Below are 18460 nucleotides of genomic sequence, written 5' to 3' on the forward strand. Positions count from 1 at the left end.
CGGTCTGCGACCGCTCAGTGGTGATAGCCGGTATCGGCGGTGATCTTGCCGCGGAACACGCGGTACGACCACACCGTGTAGCCCAGGATCAGCGGCAGCAGCACCACCAGGCCGATCAGTGCGAACAGCTGCGACGACGGCGGCGCGGCGGCCTGCCAGATCGTGTAGACCGGCGGCACCAGGTACGGCCACATGCCCAGCACCAAGCCGAGGAAGCCGAGCACGAACAGGCCCATCGCCAGCAGGAACGGCGGCGTATCCGGCCGCCCCGCTTCGGTGCAGCGCCAGAGCGCGAAGCCGACGATGGCGACCAGCACCGGCACCGGCATCAGCCACAGGTAATGCGCGCCGCTGAACCAGCGGTCCATCACATGCGATTGCAGCGACGGCAACCACGCGCTGACCAGGCCGATGAAGATCAGCACGCTGATGGTCAGCGGCCGGCTCAACTGCCGCGCGAGCTGTTGCACATGACCTTCGGTCTTGAGGATCAGCCAGGTGCTGCCGAGCAGCGCGTAGCCGAACACCAGCGCCGCGCCGGTCAGCATCGCGAACGGACTGAACCAACCCCAGATGCCGCCGACATAGCGGTCGTCTTCGATCGGCAGGCCCTGCACCAGCGCGCCCAGGATCACGCCCTGCGCAAACGTGGCCAGGATCGAGCCGGCAGCGAAGGCATTGCTCCACAGCCGCCGCGAGCGATGCGCCTTGAAGCGGAACTCGAACGCCACGCCGCGGAACACCAGCGCCATCACCATCAACAGCACCGGCAGATAAAGCGCCGACAGGATCACCGCATACGCCTTGGGAAACGCCGCCAGCAGCCCTGCCCCACCCAGCACCAGCCAGGTCTCGTTGCCGTCCCAGATCGGCGCGGCGGTATTCATCATCAGATCCAGCTGCGCTTCGTCCTTGCGGAACGGCGCCAGGATGCCGATGCCGAGCACGAAGCCGTCCAGCACCACGTACATCAGCACCCCGAAGCCGATCACTGCGAACCACGCCACCGGCAATACGCTGCTCATGTCCATCATGCGGCTCCGTCGATCGGTTCGTCGGCCGCCGACAACGGCCGTGCCGGGGTGTGTTCGCCGTGGTCCAGCTGCGGCGCGTCATGCGGGGTCGGGCCGATCTTGCCGATCTTGACCAGGTACCAGATGCCCCAGCCGAACACGAACGCATAGCCGACCACGTACACCGCCAGCGAGATTGCGGTCATCAGCGTCGATTGCGGGCCCACGGCATCGGCAGTACGCAACAGGCCATAGACCACATACGGCTGCCGCCCCATCTCGGTGACGAACCAGCCCGACACCAGCGCGATGAAGCCGCTCGGCAACATCCAGCGCCAGGTCGCCAGCAACCAGCGCCACTGCAGCAACTTGCCGCGCCACCAGGCGAACGCCGAGACCCAGGCCACCAGCAGCATCAACGAGCCCAGCCCGACCATGATGCGGAAGGCGAAGAACACCGGCAGCACCGGCGGGCGATCGGCCGCCGGCACCGAGGTCAGCGGCGCAATGCTGCCTTCCGCACTGTGGGTCAGGATCAGGCTGCCCAGGCGCGGAATCGCCACCTCGTAATCGTTGCGCTCGGCCTGCGCATTGGGCAGGGCGAACAGCACCAGCGGAAACCCCTTGCCCTGGCCTTCGTCATGCCAGTGCGCTTCCATCGCCGCGATCTTCATCGGCTGGTGCTTGAGCGTGTTCAAGCCATGCATGTCGCCGACGAAGATCTGCAACGGCACGGTGATCGCCGCGAAGGCCACCGCCAGCTTGAGCATGCGCAGCCCGGCCTCGCGGTGCACGCCGCGATGCAGATACCACGCCCCCACCGCACCGACCACGAAGCAGGTGGTGATGAACGAGCCCAGCGCCATATGCGCAAGCCGGTACGGGAACGAGGGGTTGAAGATGATCTTCAGCCACGCCACCGGATGCACGATGCCGTTGACCACCTCATAGCCGGCCGGGGTCTGCAGCCAGCTGTTGGACGACAGGATCCAGAACGTGGAAAACAGCGTGCCCAGCGCCACCATGCAGGTCGCCAGGAAATGCAGGCGCTCGGAGATGCGCCCCCAGCCGAACATCATCACGCCCAGGAAGCTGGCTTCGAGGAAGAACGCGGTCAGCACCTCGTAGCTCAGCAACGGGCCGATCACGCTGCCGGCGATCCGGCTCAGCTCCGGCCAGTTGGCCCCGAACTGGAAGGCCATCACGATGCCGCTGACCACGCCCATGCCGAACGACACCGCGAAGATCTTCTGCCAGAAGAAATACAGCTCGCGCCACACCGGCAGCCGGGTGCGCAGCCAGCGCCATTCGAGAAATGCCAGCAGGCTGGACAGCCCGATGGTGAACGCGGGAAACAGCACGTGGAATGCGATGACGAATCCGAACTGGATCCGCGATAACAGCAAGGCATCCATGGAGAATCCTCCAGGAAAAAGATGGGGCAGCATCAGCGCACAGGCTGCAGGTCGATTGCCGAACACCAGTGCCGGTCGATCGCGACCTCTGCGCTACGGGATCATGATAAGGACGGTCGTGCTCGTTCCCGATGCGACACGGCGTCGCATCTGCGGCAAATTGCCGCGCTTGTGCAGCCAGCAGCGACCCACAACACGCCGCGGGTGGTCGTCAGGTGGGTGCGGACGGCGCGCCCGGAACCGCAGCGCAGGCGTGGCTCATGCCGATTCGTAGCACCGGCCGCGCCTGCCTGACGTTGTAGCCTTGTTGGCCCTCTCGGCGATGCTACACCCGGTGTGCACTGCAGCGCGCATTTCTCGCACGCAGACGCGTTGCACACAGGCCGGTCACCGCGATGCACCCGGCGCTCGCAGATACACCGGCACGCGCTGGAAGGTCACCGCGCTGCCACACCGCATCCGCACGCAGGGCACCGGAGAACGCTACGGCCGCACCCGCTCCCAGACCCGCAGGAAATTGCCGCTGTACACATCGACGATGCGTTGCGTGGGCCAGCCGGCATCCATCATCGCCTGCGTGAGCCTGGGCAGATCCGCACCGCTGCGCAGACCGGTCGGCAGGCTGGAGATACCGCCATCGAAATCGCTGCCGAAACTCAGGTGCTTCCACGGATCCTCAACGATCCCCATGGCGGCGATCTGTCGGGCGAAGGCTTCGTAGTAGCCGACGACAAAGGCGAGATCGGCATCCATGTTCGGCTTGCCGTCGGCCAGATAGGCATGTTGCAGAAAGTACGGCGCCAGGATGACGCTGATGCAGCCACCGGTCTGGACGATGGCGCGGATCGCCGCGTCGTCGAGCCCGCGGTCGAGATGACGCGACGGCCGCGTTTCGGCGCCACGGGTGACACTGCGCGAGGCGGCATGCGAGGCGAAGGCCGGCACGTTGCGACGGACGCAGATGGCGCAGGCATCGAGGACGCCCTGGCTGGAGGTGTGCGAAAGATCCACCAGCAGTCCGGCATCGATACAGCGCTCCACGACCTTGCGGCCGAATTCCGACAGCCCCGCCCCTTCGATCCCGCGCCACGGATTGAGCGGCGCATAGCCGGCCTGGGAGATGTCGGTATGGCTGAAATGGTTGAGCGTCACATAGGCGGCGCCGGCCCTGGCAGCGATGTCCAGGCGCTCCAGCCGCAGCGCCTGGCTGCGGACTCCGCGTGGGCCGAGCATATGCGCGCCCTCCAGCGACAGGATGGCGCAGCAAAGACCTTCGGCCCGAACCGCGCGCAGCTCGGCGGCGCTGCGTGTCAGCCGCATCCGACCCTTGCTCGCAGCCACCATCTCCTCGACATAGCGCTGATGCTCCACCCAGTTGTTCCAGGGGTCGAGAAACGGCGCGCCGAAGAGGTTCTCCCACAACGCGTGGGCGCTGAAGCAGGCAGCGCCGTAGCCGCCGGCCAGAAAGTCCGGGCCGCTGACGTGGTACATCAGCGGTTGGTTGCGACCCCTTGGCGAGGTCTTGGACATCAGCCAGAGGATCAGCGAGCGCCGCTGCGCTTTCCAGTCGCCCTTCCAGTAATCGAAGCCACCCAGGCGCGACAGATACAGCGAGTCCAGATGCGTGTCGACCGGATAGGCCAGCGCATGCACCGCCTCCAGGGTGCGGGCGGCAGGCAAGGCAGCAGAATTCTCGGACGAAACGGCATGCATGCACTAACCCCGGCGATGATTGCTGAAACAATCAAGGAATGAAGCGATGCATTTTCATCGTCGCGCGCTGGCGCGCCGATGTTTTCCAGCCAACCGATGCAACGAACGGAATCGGCCAAATGACAGTAGCCGAGCTGGATCGGCAGATCCAGCCACTCGCCTGTCTAATGGAGAAGGAAACCGCAAGACTGCTTGCGTGTTCTCGCTTCGACGGTGTGCAACAGCGCACTGCCGCCGTGGTTGCGTTGCTGGACGATCACGCACTCAGCCGCGTTAACCTACACGTTCATGTCCGCGCACGCACGCGTCGCGCCACTTCGCTGACCACGGCGATGAAGACAGTCAGACCGACCATCGACAGGAACTGCGCGCGGGTGTCCGCCGAAGACGCCAGCAGCACGAAGATCACCGCCAGGATCGCCAGGGCCAGCAGGGTCAGAAACGGATAACCCCGCATGCGGAACGGCAACGCGATGCCGGCGCGGTCGGCGCGTGCGCGCAGGATCAGCTGCGACAGCAGCGAGATCGTCCACACCAGCAGGCAGGTGGCGCCCACGATGTTGAGCAGCATCGGCAACACCTTGTTGGGGTACAGCAGTTCCAGCGCGGCTGCGGCAAATCCGAACAGCACGCTGGCGATGACCGCCACCAGCGGCACCTGCTCGCCGCTGGTCCTGCCAAGCAGCCGTGGCGCTTCGCCGCGCTGGGCTAACGAGAAGATCATCCGCGAGGCGCCGTACAGATTGGCATTGAGCGCCGACAGCAAGGCCACCACGGCGACCAGGGTGATGGCGGTGGCCGCGCCGGGAATGCGCGCCACCTCCAGCACGGCGGCAAACGGCGAGCTGAGCGCCGCGCTGGTCCACGGCACCACCGCCACGATCACGCTGATCGAGCCGATGTAGAACACCAGGATGCGCCAGGCCACGGTGCGAATCGTGCGTGCCAGGCTGCGGCCCGGGTCGGCGGTTTCCGCAGCGGCCACTGCCACGATTTCGGTGCCGCCGAAGGCGAACACCACCACCAGCAACGCCGAGCCAATGCCGGCCAGCCCCTTGGGTGCGAATCCGCCGTTCTGGGTGAAGTTGGACAGCCCCGGCGACACCACGCCGGGCAACCAGCCGGCCAGCAGGGCCACACCGATCAGCAGGAACACCACGATCGCAACGACCTTGAGGATGGCGAACCAGAATTCGAACTCGCCGAAATTGCGCACGCCGAGCAGATTGATCGCCGTGAAGGTGGCCATGAACACCACCGCCAGCAATGGCACCGACAACGCCGGCCATACCGAGGCGAGCAGGCCCGCCGCGCCGACCGCTTCGGCGGCGATCACCACCACGATCTGCAGCCACCACAACCAGCCCACCGTCGCACCGGCGGTCGGCCCCATCGCGTCGGCCGCGTATACCGAAAACGCACCGCTGGCCGGCTTGGACGCGGCCATTTCGCCCAACGCGTTCATCACGATGATCACCAGCGCTCCGGCGATCAGGTACGACACCAGCACTGCCGGCCCCGCCGCGTGGATCCCCACGCCCGAGCCCAGGAACAGCCCGGCGCCGATCGCCGTGCCCAGGCCCATCATCATCAATTGCCGCGGTTTCAGCGCGTGGCGCAAGGTGGGCGCGGCGGACGGAGCGTGCTCAGCAACGGGATCGGTTGGAAGCGGCATGGACGGGCTTGCATGGATGGGATCGCGACACGATACCGCGTCGCGGCGCCTGCCGCGCCTCTTGACGCCGGCGCCGGAGCGAGGTCGATCAACCTTGGGGGCGCTTGCCTGCATCCACCGCCAGGGATCACCGCCACGTGCAACCACCGGTGGCCGCCGTGCCTGGCCGCGAACCGGCCAGGCGCGAACCAGCTGCATCCCACAGACAAGAATCCCCGGCCAGGCCGGGGATCCATGTGACCGCACCCTGTTGTCGCTTACTCGGCCAGGTTGGTGCCCGCACCGGCGGTGGCGATCACCTTGGCCTTGACCTGTGCGGCCGGGGTGATGCTGTAGGTGTAGCCCAGCGGTTCGGGGAACACCTTGGTGGTGATCCAGTTGGTGGCGTTGGCGTACGGCTTGCTGCCATCCGGGGTGCCCCAGGTGATGCCGCTGCCGACGTAGTTGTTGATCAGGTCCCAGTAGCCGATCTCGCTGCTGTCGCGCGAGGTCACCGGGTTCTTGATGTTCTCGAAGTAGTTGGACTCGATCTTGGCCACCCCGCCCATGCGCACGTTGATGCCCGAGGTGGTGACGTTGTTGAAGTAGTTGTTGTAGATGTGGCTCAGCCCACGCCGTTGCAACGGCACGCGCGATTCGACGTTCTCGAAGCGGTTGTGGTGATAGGTGGTGCGCGCAGCCGAATTCTTGGTGTCGCTGTCGCTGTATCCGTTGAGCGCGACCTTCTGGTAGTTGTAGACGTGGTTGTAGGACACGGTGACGTGATGGACGCCCTTCTTCATGTCGATGCCGCCATCGAAAGACGCATCGCCGGCGCCCGAGCACTTGGTCAAGGAGGCGAACACGGTGTTGTGGTCGACCCAGATCTTGGACGGCGAGCCGCTGGAATTGCCTTCCAGCGAGATCGAGTCGGCATCTTCACCGCCCTGCAGCAGGCCGATGGTCATGTTCTGGATGATGACGTTGCTGGAGTTGCCCACCACCCAAAGCCCGAAGTTGGCCGACGAGCCGTTGGCCCCCTTGATGGTGATGTTGCTCTTGTTCTTGATCTGCACGGTCTTGGCCGGCAACTTCCACTGCGCGCAGACGTCCTTGATGCTGCTGAAGTCGAACTTGCCGGTGTAGTTGAGCACCAACCCGCCGCTGCCGGAATAACTGTCGATCGCAGCCTGCATCGCCTCGAAGGTGGTCACGGTGACCGGTGTCTTGTTGCCGCCGCCGGTGGTGCCGGCACCGTACCCGACCGGGCCTGCGATGGCGCCCGCAGCGCAGGCGGACAGGGCAAGCGCAACTGCGCCCTGAAATGTCTTGATGATCATGCAGCCTCTCCCAAAGTGTGGAAAAGCGATGCGTGCTGCCTGCGCCGGAGCGACGACAACAGCAAAGCGGTGCGTGGGGGCCGCATTCTTCGCGCGATTTAACACATAAAACAATTATCCATCACTGAAACTTTGACGCACCACGGTGTTCTCCGTGCAGGACATGCAAAAGAGACAGCACGAGACACCCGGGACAAGACACCATTGTGGCGTGCACGGTGTTTTGCTCTGTATGCAGATGTGTTTTTCATGCATGCAAACGCAGGCCGATGCCGGTTTGCTCACGCGCGCTTTCGACCGCAGTTGCTGGTGGCAAATGCGTTTTCTAAGCATCGAAGTGCGACACACAATGCTGCGCGGTGGTCACTGCACACGAACGTGTGTTGTGAGCGTCATTGGTGCGTAGCAGCAGCGCCATCGCAGACACGCGGTTTGCATGGCTTGTGTGGTTTACACGGCATTTGATGCCGCGTTGCAGAAGACGATGCGTGATTGCGCCTTTGGATCAATCGCGACAGTGGGCGAGCACTGGCGCTACGACCAGCCTCTTTCGACATTGACAGGCCGCTTCGGGCCGACCACGTGGTACGTCAGGTGGTGTTCGACCGTAGCCTGGCAATCCGCATTGGATGTGTCGGCTCAGCGACACGCGATTGAGGCACAGCTGCGTGTATCAACAGGAGGACTCTTCAATCATTTGCTCACACTGACGCCTACGATGCGCAAGCAAGGCAGCGCACGCTCAATCGCGACGCGTCGCAGCTGCGCACCGCAGCCGGGCACGCTCAGCTTCACGGCACTTACATACACCCCACCCCATCCGCTCAAACAGCGCGACTGGCCACCGCCGACGCATGCACCAGCTGCTCGCCGGGCCACGGCGTCTGGTCGTCGAGGAAGTTGCCGACCAGGCGCATGCACGCCGGGCGTTCTTCCACATGCGGCATATGGCTGGAATTGGCGAACACATGCCACCGCGCGTCCGGGATCAGGCGTGCGTACGGCTCCACCGTTTCCGGTGTGGCCTCGTCGTACTTGCCCGACAGCACCAGCGTGGGGGCGTTGATGCGATGCAGGCGCTCGATGATGCTCCAGTTGCGCAGGCTGCCGACCACGTGGAATTCGGTCGGGCCGTTCATGGCGTGATACACGGTCGGGTCGGCATCGATGGCGGCGAAGGTGCGCGCCACTTCGGCAGGCCAGGGCAGCACGCGGCAGACGTGCTGGGCGTAGAACACCTGGCTTGCGGCGCGATAGGCCGGGTCGTCCAGGGTGCCGGCCGCTTCGTGCGCGTCCAGCGCCGCCTGGATGTCCTCGGGCAGGCGCGCACGCAGCCGCAGCGCCGCAGCGCGCCACAAGCCCATCGATGCCGGGGAGTTGGCGATCACCAGCGCACGCAGGCCGGCCGGCCGCCGCACCGCATGCTCGGCCGCCAGCATCCCGCCCCAGGACTGCCCGAGCAGCGCGTACTGCGACAACCCCAACTGCGTGATCAAGGCCTGCAACTCGTCCAGAAACAGCCCCACCGTCCAGAAACCGGGGTCTGCATCGGGAAGATGGGTGGACTTGCCGTTGCCGAGCTGGTCGTAATGGATCACCGCGCGGCCATTGGCCGCCAGGTCCTTGAAGCTGTCCACATAGTCATGGGTGCAGCCGGGGCCGCCGTGCAGCACGATCAGCGGGCAGGCGTCGCTGCGCAGGTCGCCGGTGATGCGGTACCAGGTCCGGTACCCACGGAATTCGACGTAACCCTCGGTGGACTGCATGACCTGCGCCTGCTAACGGCAAGAATGAGCGCCGAGCCTAGCGAGGCAACCGCCGCGCGTTAACTGGCAAAACTCCCAGGTTCGTGGCGCTTTCGAAGATCGGGGCCGGCTGCGCGGGCGATGCGATCCAGCTGAACGCGTATTTGGTCGCCAGGACGGGCATCAATCAGGGCAGAGATTGCGCCTGCCGATCGCAAATTCTCGCCGCAGCGAAATCGTCTATCGCGGCATGTCGCCGCAGCCGAGCACGTCGGGCTTACGGCTCCAGCAATCGATAGTGCATGCCGCGCACGACGGCCTCGACGCGATTGCGCGCGCCCAGCTTGCGCGCTGCCGAGTTCAGATGCAGGTTCACCGTGGCGGTGGAACGGTTGAGCGCAGCGGCGATGCTCTTGGCTGTCAGCCCCTTGGCCGAATACTGCAGGCATTCGCGCTCGCGGCGGGTCAGCGCGATGTGGTGGCAGCGGCGTTCCTGCGGATCGAGCAGTTCCTGCGCGCGTGCCTGGAAGGTATGCGCCAGCAGCAGGAATGGCGACAGCTGCGCTTCGGCCAGCCGTGGCGCCTCGGCCGCGACCGCATCGACCGCAGCGCTGAATGTCGCGAACGCGCCACCCGGCAGGTGCAGGGGCACGGTGACACCGGTTCCCATACCGCTATCGCACAGATAACGCGTGACCTGCCGATGCTGGCTGCCGACGTATTCCACGCCCTCCATCTCGCCGTCGCTGCGGTAGGACCACACGAATGGCGTGGTGCGGCGCGTCGCACGCTGCTGCACCGGGTCGTGCTGGTAATAGCCGTGCTCGCACCAGATGTGCTGCATGTCGCCCGGCGCATTGCGCTGCATGAACACCGACGGGGTGATCAATGCCCCTTCCAGACTCAGCGGGACCGGCGCGTAGTCGTAGACCAGTGACTGGAAGCCCAGCCCGCAGACGTCGGAAAACACCCGGTCCAGGCAGGCATTGAGCGTGTGCAGCGCCTGCAGGTCGCGGCCCAGGCTGGCCAGAGTGTCGAACATGTGGGGTCCTTCGGTGTCGACGTACGCCGCTGGATGACATCCGGCATGGAAAACCTAGCATTTTTACCAATGGATGGGCTTGGCGGCCACATTATCGTCACAATGCCAGTCAGCTGGCTGCACTGCAGCATCGACGTGCAGACGCTCCCACGGCGCCTGCGTCGCGACTCGGCATCCCTTTCAGCGGACACCTGCATGACCGACACCCCCCGCCGCAACGATGCGGCCGCGCTGGAACGCTTTGGCTACACCCAGGAGCTCAAGCGGCAGCTGACGCTCAAGGACCTGCTGATCTACGGGCTGGTATTCATGGTGCCGACCGCGCCGTTCTCCATTTTCGGCGGCGTGTTCGACATCAGCGCCGGGATGGTGCCACTGACCTACCTGCTCGGCTTCGTGGCGATGCTGTTCACCGCGTTGAGCTACCAGCAGATGTCGCAGGCGTTTCCGGTCGCCGGCTCGGTGTATGCGTATGTGGGACGCGGCCTGAGCAGCGGCATGGGCTTTCTGGCCGGCTGGGCGATCCTGCTGGATTATCTGCTGGTGCCCACCCTGCTCTACGTGGTCGGCGCCAACGCCATGCACAACGTATTGCCGGCGCTGCCGCAACCGGCGTGGATCGCCTTCTTCGTGGTGCTCAACACGCTGGTCAACCTGCGCGGCATTGAAACCACCGCGCGTGCCAATCGCATCTTCCTCTACGCGCAGCTGGTGGTGCTGGCGGTGTTCGTGGTGCTGGCCAGCCTGGCCATCCAGCGTGGCGTCAATGGTGCGCACTGGAACCTGCGTCCGTTCTACAACCCGCAGGCCTTTTCGCCGCAGCTGATCTTCAGCGCCTTGTCGGTGGCGGTGGTGTCGTTCCTGGGCTTCGACGCGATCTCCACGCTGTCCGAAGAAGCCCGTGGCGGCAATCGGGTGGTCGGGCGCGCGACCCTGCTGGCGCTGTTGCTGGTGGCCGGCTTGTTCGTGCTGCAGACCTGGCTGGCCGCGCTGCTGCAGCCCACCCTGCAACGCTATCCCGACGCGCAGGCCTCCAACGATGCGTTCTTCGAGATCGGGCGCCTGATCGCCGGGCCGTGGTTGCAGATCGTCATTGCGCTCACGGTCGCGATCAGTGCGGCGATCGCCAACGCGTTGGTGGCGCAGGCCGCCACCTCGCGCCTGTTGTTCGCCATGGCGCGCGACCGCCAGCTGCCGGCCTTTCTGCGCTACATCCATCCACGCACCGGCGTGCCGCAGCGCGCCATCCTGCTGGTGGCAGGCCTGAGCATGGTGCTGGGCGAAGTCTTCGTCGGACAGATCGCGCTGCTGTCCTCGTTGTGCAATGTCGGCGCACTGACCGCCTTCATCCTGTTGCACGTGGCGGTGCTGTGGCATTTCCGCGGGCAGGGCCGCCGCGTGCTGTTGCATGTCGCCACGCCGTTGATCGGCATCGTGATCCTGGCCTATGTGCTGATCAATGCCGACCAGCATGCGCAACTCGGCGGCACGGCCTGGATGGTGGTCGGGCTTGCAGTGTTGGCGTTTTTGAAAGCCAACGGTCGCTCGACCGACTTCCGCGCCAGCGACGCGTTGGAATAATTCGTCGCGAGCCAATGTGCAGACCTTGCTGCTGGCTGCCGGCGTGCCTGCTTGCAGGGACGTAGCGCGCGCCTTGTCAAAGCCCGCCAAGGTTATGCGCGTTCGCCATCCCGCATGCAGCGTAGCTACCTGCATCGCCTGACAGCTTGATCAAGGCAGCGCTGCCGGTGCGCTGCGCGATCGCAGTTGCCGCAGGTAAAGCAGCTTACGTGTTGCAGATGATTCCTGGATGCGGCGCTGCGGCGCCACGCATGTGCGTATTCGTCTGCGCAAGACCACTGGCAAGTCGTGCCTACGTCGACTGCTGCATGCAAAACACGATGATCTTTTTATCGAATGCCAATCTCTGAACGAGATTTTCAGCACATATTCAGCTTTAAACATTCGCTAGTCTCGTTCGGCGCCAACGATGGCGCCCGCTCGCTGTGGCCCCCGCCGCAGTCTGTCGTTCCCTGACGAGAAGGACTACCCATGAATCGCAAGAATGCCTTGTACCTGGCGCTGTTTTCCGCCGTTTCCGGCGCTGCACTGGCAACGCCGCCGACCGAAATGGATGCGGCGCCGGTAAGTACCGCACCGCAGGCGGCCAAGCTCGGCGCAGCGACGTTGCAGTCGGCAAGTCTGCGTGGCGGCATCCTGCCCACGCGTGTGGTGCAACTCACTGCGCCCACCAGCACCGAGATCGGTCGCGTGCGTGAGCGTCGCATCGCACAGGTCAAACATGGGCAGCCCCTGCAGATCGGGTTTTCGCGCGCGGTGGCCAAGCCCCTGGTGAATCTGGCCACGCTCGATTGGCAGATGGCCAAAGACGGCTCGCGCGTGGCGACCCTGAAGGTCGGCTCCGCGCAGGCGGCCTCGCTGCGTGCATCGCTGATCCTGCGTGGTGCCGGTGCCACGCCGGGCGATCCGTCCAAGGTGACGCTGCGCTTTGCCGGCGACGATGGCCGGGTATTCGAGCAATCCGGTGCCAGCTTCGCCGCCAGCGGCGACGCCATCGGCTGGTCGCCCACCGTCAGCGGCGAGAATCTGTTGGTGGAACTGTCGCTGCCGGCCGGCCAGTATCCGGAGAACTTCAGCCTGAGCATCCCGCAGCTGTCGCACCTGGATATCAGCCCCACCGCCAGCGCGCGCGACATGATGACCATTGCCATCGGCGAGAGCGATTCCTGCCAGAACGATATCGTCTGCCGCGCCAATCCCACCGCCGGCTTCACCAATGCCGCAAAGGCGGTGGCGCGCATGGTGTTCACCACCAGCCAGGGCTCGTTCCTGTGCACCGGCACGCTGCTCAACAACACCAACTCGCCCAAGCGCAACCTGTTCTGGACCGCAGCGCATTGCATCAGCACGCAGACGGTCGCCAACACACTGCAGACCTACTGGTTCTACGACGCGGCCACCTGCAACGGCAATACCGCCAGCTCGCAGGCCACCACCTTGACCGGCGGTGCATTCCTGCGCCATGCCAATACCACGCGCGATACCGCGTTGCTGGAACTGAAGACCGCACCGCCAAGCGGCGCGTTCTATGCGGCATGGAACAGCGCGGCGATCGGCGCGACCGGCACCTCGATCGTCGGCATCCACCACCCGTCCGGTGACGTCAAGAAGTATTCGCTGGGCACCGTCAATGGGCTGAGCACCAGCATCGACGGCAAGAGCCCGCTGTACCGTGTGGTCTGGAACGATGGCGTCACCGAGGGCGGCTCGTCCGGCTCGGGCCTGTTCACCGTCGCCAGCGGTGGCGCCTACCAGCTGCGCGGCGGCCTGTACGGCGGCTACTCGTTCTGCACCGCGCAGACCGATCCGGATTACTACTCGCGCTTCTCGGACGTGTATTCCAGCATTTCCACCTACTTCGGCCCGTAAGCGGGTGCTGCGCGTGGCAGGCGGGTAGCGCCTGCCACGTGCGACTGCGCCTGGCCTGTACAGAGTGTGGTCGATTGTTTGATGTGCTGTGTGGATCGATCTGTACGGGTTGACGTTTTGTGCACTGACCCTTGGACCTTATCGGTCACGCGCGTCAGTCGTGATGCACTTCATCTGCAGTGCCCGAATGATGCAGACTTGGCAGCTCGTCCTTCACCTGGATCGGCATGCCCGTTCAACGCACTCCTTGTGTCATCGCCGCAGCTGCACTCCTGGCCTTGTCGCTACAGGTCACCGCCCATGCCGCCGGCAAGCCTGCCAATCGCGACGACGTCAAGGCCTATGCGCTGCAGCTGTGCCTGGACAACAACTATGAGCGTAGCGGCAAATACACCGCCGACCAGCTGCGCGATCGTTCGTATCTGCTGACGACCTACGCGCTCGACAATGCCAAGACCGGTGCCACCGACCGCCTGCACCGTTTCGTGGCCGAGCAGACGGCGGACTTCCATCGCGCCGAAGTGCCGATGAAGGACGAAGCCCGCCGCGGCCCGTTCAACAGGATCTTCGCGCAATGCATGGCGTTTTATCGTTCGCCTGCGTTGAACGCGTTCATTGCACAGGAACTCTGAAGGCAATCGATGCAAGCCCACCGTTGGAAGGCAATGGATGGATCGGCGTGGCCGATTCGGTGCGGGCCATCGGATCGAGCAGTACACGCACCGCGTGCATCGCAGTTGCAGCTCTGCTGCATCGGGCGTGGGCATGCCAGTGCCGAGGTTTACGTGATCCATTCGCAAACCCGGCAGCCCCACGATAGTCTGGCGCAGTGCCACGCCACGCCTGGCACATCCTCGTCCCCGCTTCGACAGGAGCCGTCATGTCTGCCGCTTCGCCACGCCCTTCCCGTCGCCAGGTGCTGCGCATCGCGCTGGCAGCGGCCACGCTGAGCGTGACGAGCCAGCTCGGTGCCGCACTGCCGCGCGCATCGAAGGAAGACCCTGCGCCGTCAAACCCGGCGTCACCGGCACCCTTCCCGGCCAAGGGCAGCGTGCTGGTGCTGCTCGGCACCAAGGGCGGCCCCACGCCATCGCCGCTGCGCGCCGCGGCCGCCAACGCGCTGGTCATCGACGGGCAACCCTACCTGATCGACTGCGGCAATGGCGTTGCACAGCAACTGGCCAAGGCCGGCGTCCGCCTGCCTGCGCTGCGCGACATCTTCCTGACCCATCACCACTCCGACCACAACGCCGACCTGCTCAATGTGGTCTGGCTGGCCTGGGCCAGCGGACTGCAGACGCCGGTGCATTTGTACGGCCCGCCCGGTATCGCCAGGATGGTGGATGCCTTTGTCGAGATGAATGCCATCGACATCGATGCGCGCATCCGCGAAGAAGGCCGCCCGCCGTTCAAGCAGCTGATCCATGTGCACGAGTTCGACCAGCCCGGCACGGTGCTGCAGAACGACCAGGTCACTGTCACCGCGACGCTGGTGGATCACTACACGCTCAAGCCGGCGTTCGCCTATCGCTTTGCCGCGCGCGACCGCACGGTGGTGTTCTCCGGCGATACGCGTTACCTGCCTGCACTGGCCGAATTCGCGAGGGACACCGACATCCTGGTGCACGAGGTGATGTATCTGCCCGCGCTGGAAAAGATGCTCAATACCAACGACAACGCACCGACTTTGCTCGACCATCTGCTCAAGAGCCATTCCACAAGCGAAGAAGTGGGCAAGATCGCTTCAGCAGCCAACGCAAGGATGCTGGTGCTCAATCACTTTGTGCCTGGCGGCGACCCCACGATCACCGATGCGATGTGGAGCGAGGGCGCGCGCAAGCACTATGCCGGGCCGATTGTGGTCGGCAAGGATCTGATGCGCTTGTAGCGAAGCAGTTGGGCACTGTAGCGATGGATCCGGCTGCGCACTGTCATCAGCGCATTCGACCTGTAGCCGGCGGTGATGTCGCCAACCGCTATCAAAGCGGCACGCAATCTCCAAACACCGCGTAGAGCGGGCATGGCACAGCACGCGACACTGCATCTGTGGTCTTGTGTGTCCAAGAGCGGCTAACACGTAGCAAGCAGTCGCCAGGTGGACGTGGACGGCGCGCTCGGAACCGGGGAGGAAGGGCGCGACGAGCGTTTCCGGTGACGCTCAATTGCGCGCGAGCGCGCTCCTACATCGGTCTGGCCCGTGCCGACTGCCCGTACCGGCCTTCCTTGCCGACTGCGCGGAGCACGCCGCCCGTCCCGCATCGCGTTGCCGAGCCGGGCCAGGACGTGCTGGTGCTGTGGCGGTTGCGGGCAGCGGCCGTGTCCGACTGCCGGCGGCGCCCCGGCGTTGCCAGCCGCTCTACGTCATCACCGGACTGCGCAGGCCCCACACGCTTGCACCCGCCTTGCAATACGCGTCGATAAACGCCTGCTGCGACGGCATCTGCTCCACCGCGTGAAGGATCGGCTGGGCGATGCCGTCCAGCAGGCGACGCAGGTCGCGATCGGACAGCGCGCGCGCCAGCGGATGATGCTGCTCGGGCGCCATGCCCTGCCCCATCAGCACATGGGTCCAGGAGTCGACGCGGAACAGTTCATCGGCCGCTTGCCAGGCGTGTGCGCGTTCGCGCCAGGCGCGCAGGCGCAGCGCCAGCGATTCGGGCAACTCCATCGCGCGGCATTGCCGCCATAGCGGTTCCTCGCGCTGGGTGGCGTGGTAATGCAGGATGATGAAGTCGCGCACATGTTCCATTTCGGCGCGGCTGATGTCGTTGAACAGCTCCACCTGCGAGGGCGCAATGCCCTCCCCCGGGAACAAGCTGATCAGGCGCACCACGGCGGCGATGGTGAGATGGATGCTGGTGGATTCCAGCGGCTCGATAAAGCCGCTGGCCAGGCCCAGCGACACCACGTTCTTGTTCCAGGCCTTGAGGCGGCGGCCGGTGCGGAACGGCACCAGCCAGGGGTCTTTCAGCGCAGGCGCGGCCACATCGCGTAGCAACTTGGCATGTGCCTCGTCGTCGGACAGGTGCTTGCTGGAAAAGACCAGACCATTCCCAACGCGATGCTGCAGCGGGATATGCCAGCGCCATCCGGCTTCGTGCGCGATGGCGCGGGTATACGGCACCGGCGGGCCAAGCGCTTCGGTCTGCACCGCAACGGCGCGATCGCACGGCAACCAATGGCTCCAGTCTTCGTAACCGGTGTGCAACGCCTGCTCGATCAGCAGGCCGCGAAAACCGCTGCAATCGATGAACAGGTCGCCCTCGATCACCTGCCCGTCTTCCAGCAGCAGGCTGGCGACATCGCCACTGTCCGGCTGCAAGGTCCCCTGCTGGATCCTGCCTTCGATACGCCTGACGCCACAGGCTTCGCTGCGCGTGCGCAGGAACCTGGCATACAGCGCGGCATCCAGGTGATAGGCGTAGTTGACCGCAGGCTCGCGCAGCAAGGCGAAACGATCGACGCGCGAAGCCACGGTTTCCAGGCAGTAATCGCCAAAGCTGCCCGGCATGCCGCGCCGCTGGCTTTCCAGCCACAGATGGTGGAAGGCGCACACCAGCGTGCTTTGCCCGGTGATGCCGAACGGATGAATATAGCGCTCGCCCTGGTGGCGCCAATGCTCGAAGGAGATCGACAACTTGAAGGTGCCGGCCACCGCGCGCAGGAACTCCTGCTCGTCGATCTGCAGGAAGCGATGGAAGCTGCGGATCGGCGGCACCGTGGATTCGCCCACGCCCACGGTACCGATCTGCTCGGACTCGACCAGCGTGATCTCCAGCAGCTCGCGGAATTGATGCGACAGTGCGCAGGCGGCGATCCAGCCGGCGGTGCCGCCGCCGGCGATGACGACCTTGCGAATCGGGGCCTGGCTCACTGCGCGCTCCTGGGTGATGGATCCGGGATGAGGTCTTGATCGATCGTCTGGACAACGCAGGTGGCCCGCCGGGAGCGGAACGCGTGAGTGGCGCCTGCCAATGCCGCACATGGGCCCTGCCCGCCCGGCAGCTGCGCAGTTGTCCGGCCAGTGGCCTTGGAGCCGATCGCGCGCATCAGCGGTTGAGCCTGCCGAGCAACAGCGCGCGCAGCTGTCGCGCCAGCGTGGGGTCGATCGGGCCCAGCGCATGCCGTGCCTGCTCGGGCAGGTGCTCGCCCGCGCGCTCGGCAGGGCCGAACACGTAGTAGTCGAACAGGGCGCGCCAGGCTTCCTTCTCCGCTGCCGGGCGGTCGCGGATGGCCCACAGCGCGTGATACAGCGCGGGCATCGGCGCCGGCAGATGCGCGGGCACGCTGCTCCACCAGTAGTTGACCAGCACGTTGAAGGGCTGCAGCGATTGCACGTGATGCCACCACATGCCGGGAATGAACACTGCATCGCCCGGCTCCAGCACAACGGTGCGCGCCTGCGCCAGCGCTTGGGCGAAGCGTGGATACCGCAGCAGATCCGGATTGGCGATATCCACCATGCTCACGACCTGCCCGCCCGGCGTGGGATCCAGCGGGCCGGGATACAGGTTGGCCACCTGCTCGGGCGGAAACAGCGTGAAGCGACGTTGCCCCACCGTGCAGCAGGCCAGGTTGTTGGGCGCATCGTAGTGGCAGGAAGCAGTGACGCGATTGCCGATCCAGATACTCGGCTGCACCGCGATGCCGCTGGCGGCGAAATCCAGATCATTGCCTGCGCGCAAGCCCGGGAGATTGTCGTCAATAGGCAACGACGCCAGGTAATAGGTAGGCGGCTGCGGGTCGTCGCGATGCGTCACGATCGCTTCCAGCAAGCTGCTCAAGCTGCCGCGCTGCACCTCGAAATTCAGCGCACTGCAATCGTCGGTATAGAACGGCCGGCCGGCGATCTCCGGGCCGCCGCGGGAATACTGCAGGGGGCGTCCACTATCGTGCGCGCGCAGCAGCGCCATCGCCTCCTCGGGGCTGCGCCGCCCGGCCTGCACCAGCGACCAGTCGCGTGCAATGCCACGCAGCACCACCGGCTCGGCGGCATCGCACAGCGCGGCAAGCGGCAGCGCGTCGGGGTGGCAATCGCTGCGCTCGGCGACGGCCGCGAGGGAGGAGAAGGCTGCGCCGGTCGTCATG

Annotated in this window: 13 protein-coding genes and 1 other RNA gene; 4 read left to right on the top strand and 10 right to left on the bottom strand. The window is 65.2% G+C overall.

Annotated elements, in window-relative coordinates; all coding sequences use genetic code 11:
* Positions 1-14: 14 nt before the first annotated feature.
* The 8 genes from cydB to AC1PLS_RS14675 all read right to left on the bottom strand — a co-directional run bounded on the left by cydB (position 15) and on the right by AC1PLS_RS14675 (position 9922).
* Positions 15-1031, bottom strand: a complete 1017-nt coding sequence (gene cydB, locus AC1PLS_RS14640; protein WP_039519768.1) for a cytochrome d ubiquinol oxidase subunit II — start codon at positions 1029-1031, stop codon at positions 15-17.
* Entirely contained in the window at positions 1031-2428 is a 1398-nt protein-coding gene (locus AC1PLS_RS14645; RefSeq protein ID WP_024938732.1) for a cytochrome ubiquinol oxidase subunit I, read from the bottom strand. The genes cydB and AC1PLS_RS14645 overlap by 1 nt, the downstream gene beginning before the upstream one ends.
* Positions 2429-2613: 185 nt before the next feature.
* A non-coding RNA gene (locus tag AC1PLS_RS14650) (sX9 sRNA) lies at positions 2614-2690 on the bottom strand.
* Between the two features lie 221 nt (positions 2691-2911).
* Complete coding sequence (locus AC1PLS_RS14655) at positions 2912-4141, bottom strand: dipeptidase (protein ID WP_184433963.1); 1230 nt, start codon at positions 4139-4141, stop codon at positions 2912-2914.
* 286 nt (positions 4142-4427) lie between these two features.
* Complete coding sequence (locus AC1PLS_RS14660) at positions 4428-5816, bottom strand: amino acid permease (RefSeq protein ID WP_026064748.1); 1389 nt, start codon at positions 5814-5816, stop codon at positions 4428-4430.
* A 257-nt stretch (positions 5817-6073) separates the two neighbouring features.
* Positions 6074-7135 (bottom strand): pectate lyase family protein, encoded by a 1062-nt coding sequence (locus AC1PLS_RS14665; protein ID WP_046343682.1) that lies wholly within the window; start codon positions 7133-7135, stop codon positions 6074-6076.
* 824 nt (positions 7136-7959) lie between these two features.
* Entirely contained in the window at positions 7960-8901 is a 942-nt protein-coding gene (locus AC1PLS_RS14670) for a proline iminopeptidase-family hydrolase (RefSeq protein ID WP_024938728.1), read from the bottom strand.
* Positions 8902-9157: 256 nt separating this feature from the next.
* Positions 9158-9922 carry a LuxR family transcriptional regulator gene (locus AC1PLS_RS14675; RefSeq protein WP_016904441.1) on the bottom strand — a complete coding sequence of 255 codons (765 nt, stop codon included), beginning with the start codon at positions 9920-9922 and terminating at the stop codon, positions 9158-9160.
* Between the two features lie 195 nt (positions 9923-10117).
* On the opposite strand from AC1PLS_RS14675, the gene AC1PLS_RS14680 reads away from it, so the two are divergent.
* From AC1PLS_RS14680 to AC1PLS_RS14695, 4 genes are all read left to right on the top strand, one after another.
* On the top strand, positions 10118-11503 hold the full coding sequence (locus AC1PLS_RS14680; protein ID WP_184433961.1) for an APC family permease: 1386 nt from the start codon (positions 10118-10120) through the stop codon (positions 11501-11503).
* A 471-nt stretch (positions 11504-11974) separates the two neighbouring features.
* Positions 11975-13372, top strand: coding sequence for a trypsin-like serine peptidase (locus AC1PLS_RS14685; protein ID WP_047129084.1), 1398 nt, complete (start codon positions 11975-11977; stop codon positions 13370-13372).
* A gap of 227 nt (positions 13373-13599) precedes the next feature.
* A complete protein-coding gene (locus AC1PLS_RS14690) occupies positions 13600-14004 on the top strand; it encodes a hypothetical protein (RefSeq protein WP_024938724.1) in 405 nt (134 codons plus the stop codon).
* Between the two features lie 248 nt (positions 14005-14252).
* Positions 14253-15260, top strand: coding sequence for an MBL fold metallo-hydrolase (locus AC1PLS_RS14695; RefSeq protein ID WP_184433959.1), 1008 nt, complete (start codon positions 14253-14255; stop codon positions 15258-15260).
* Between the two features lie 468 nt (positions 15261-15728).
* On the opposite strand, the gene AC1PLS_RS14700 is transcribed toward AC1PLS_RS14695, so the two are convergent.
* Together AC1PLS_RS14700 and AC1PLS_RS14705 are read right to left on the bottom strand one after the other, a co-directional pair.
* Positions 15729-17246 carry a tryptophan 7-halogenase gene (locus tag AC1PLS_RS14700; RefSeq protein WP_184433956.1) on the bottom strand — a complete coding sequence of 506 codons (1518 nt, stop codon included), beginning with the start codon at positions 17244-17246 and terminating at the stop codon, positions 15729-15731.
* 175 nt (positions 17247-17421) lie between these two features.
* Entirely contained in the window at positions 17422-18459 is a 1038-nt protein-coding gene (locus tag AC1PLS_RS14705; protein ID WP_184433953.1) for a cupin-like domain-containing protein, read from the bottom strand.
* Position 18460: the final 1 nt, after the last annotated feature.

Source organism: Xanthomonas sp. NCPPB 3218 (assembly GCF_056725185.1).

Coding starts and splice junctions, on each gene's coding strand:
- cydB (WP_039519768.1), bottom strand. CDS start 1,031: ATGGACATGAGCAGCGTATTGCCGGTGGCGTGGTTCGCAGTGATCGGC.
- AC1PLS_RS14645 (WP_024938732.1), bottom strand. CDS start 2,428: ATGGATGCCTTGCTGTTATCGCGGATCCAGTTCGGATTCGTCATCGCA.
- AC1PLS_RS14655 (WP_184433963.1), bottom strand. CDS start 4,141: ATGCATGCCGTTTCGTCCGAGAATTCTGCTGCCTTGCCTGCCGCCCGC.
- AC1PLS_RS14660 (WP_026064748.1), bottom strand. CDS start 5,816: ATGCCGCTTCCAACCGATCCCGTTGCTGAGCACGCTCCGTCCGCCGCG.
- AC1PLS_RS14665 (WP_046343682.1), bottom strand. CDS start 7,135: ATGATCATCAAGACATTTCAGGGCGCAGTTGCGCTTGCCCTGTCCGCC.
- AC1PLS_RS14670 (WP_024938728.1), bottom strand. CDS start 8,901: ATGCAGTCCACCGAGGGTTACGTCGAATTCCGTGGGTACCGGACCTGG.
- AC1PLS_RS14675 (WP_016904441.1), bottom strand. CDS start 9,922: ATGTTCGACACTCTGGCCAGCCTGGGCCGCGACCTGCAGGCGCTGCAC.
- AC1PLS_RS14680 (WP_184433961.1), top strand. CDS start 10,118: ATGACCGACACCCCCCGCCGCAACGATGCGGCCGCGCTGGAACGCTTT.
- AC1PLS_RS14685 (WP_047129084.1), top strand. CDS start 11,975: ATGAATCGCAAGAATGCCTTGTACCTGGCGCTGTTTTCCGCCGTTTCC.
- AC1PLS_RS14690 (WP_024938724.1), top strand. CDS start 13,600: ATGCCCGTTCAACGCACTCCTTGTGTCATCGCCGCAGCTGCACTCCTG.
- AC1PLS_RS14695 (WP_184433959.1), top strand. CDS start 14,253: ATGTCTGCCGCTTCGCCACGCCCTTCCCGTCGCCAGGTGCTGCGCATC.
- AC1PLS_RS14705 (WP_184433953.1), bottom strand. CDS start 18,459: ATGACGACCGGCGCAGCCTTCTCCTCCCTCGCGGCCGTCGCCGAGCGC.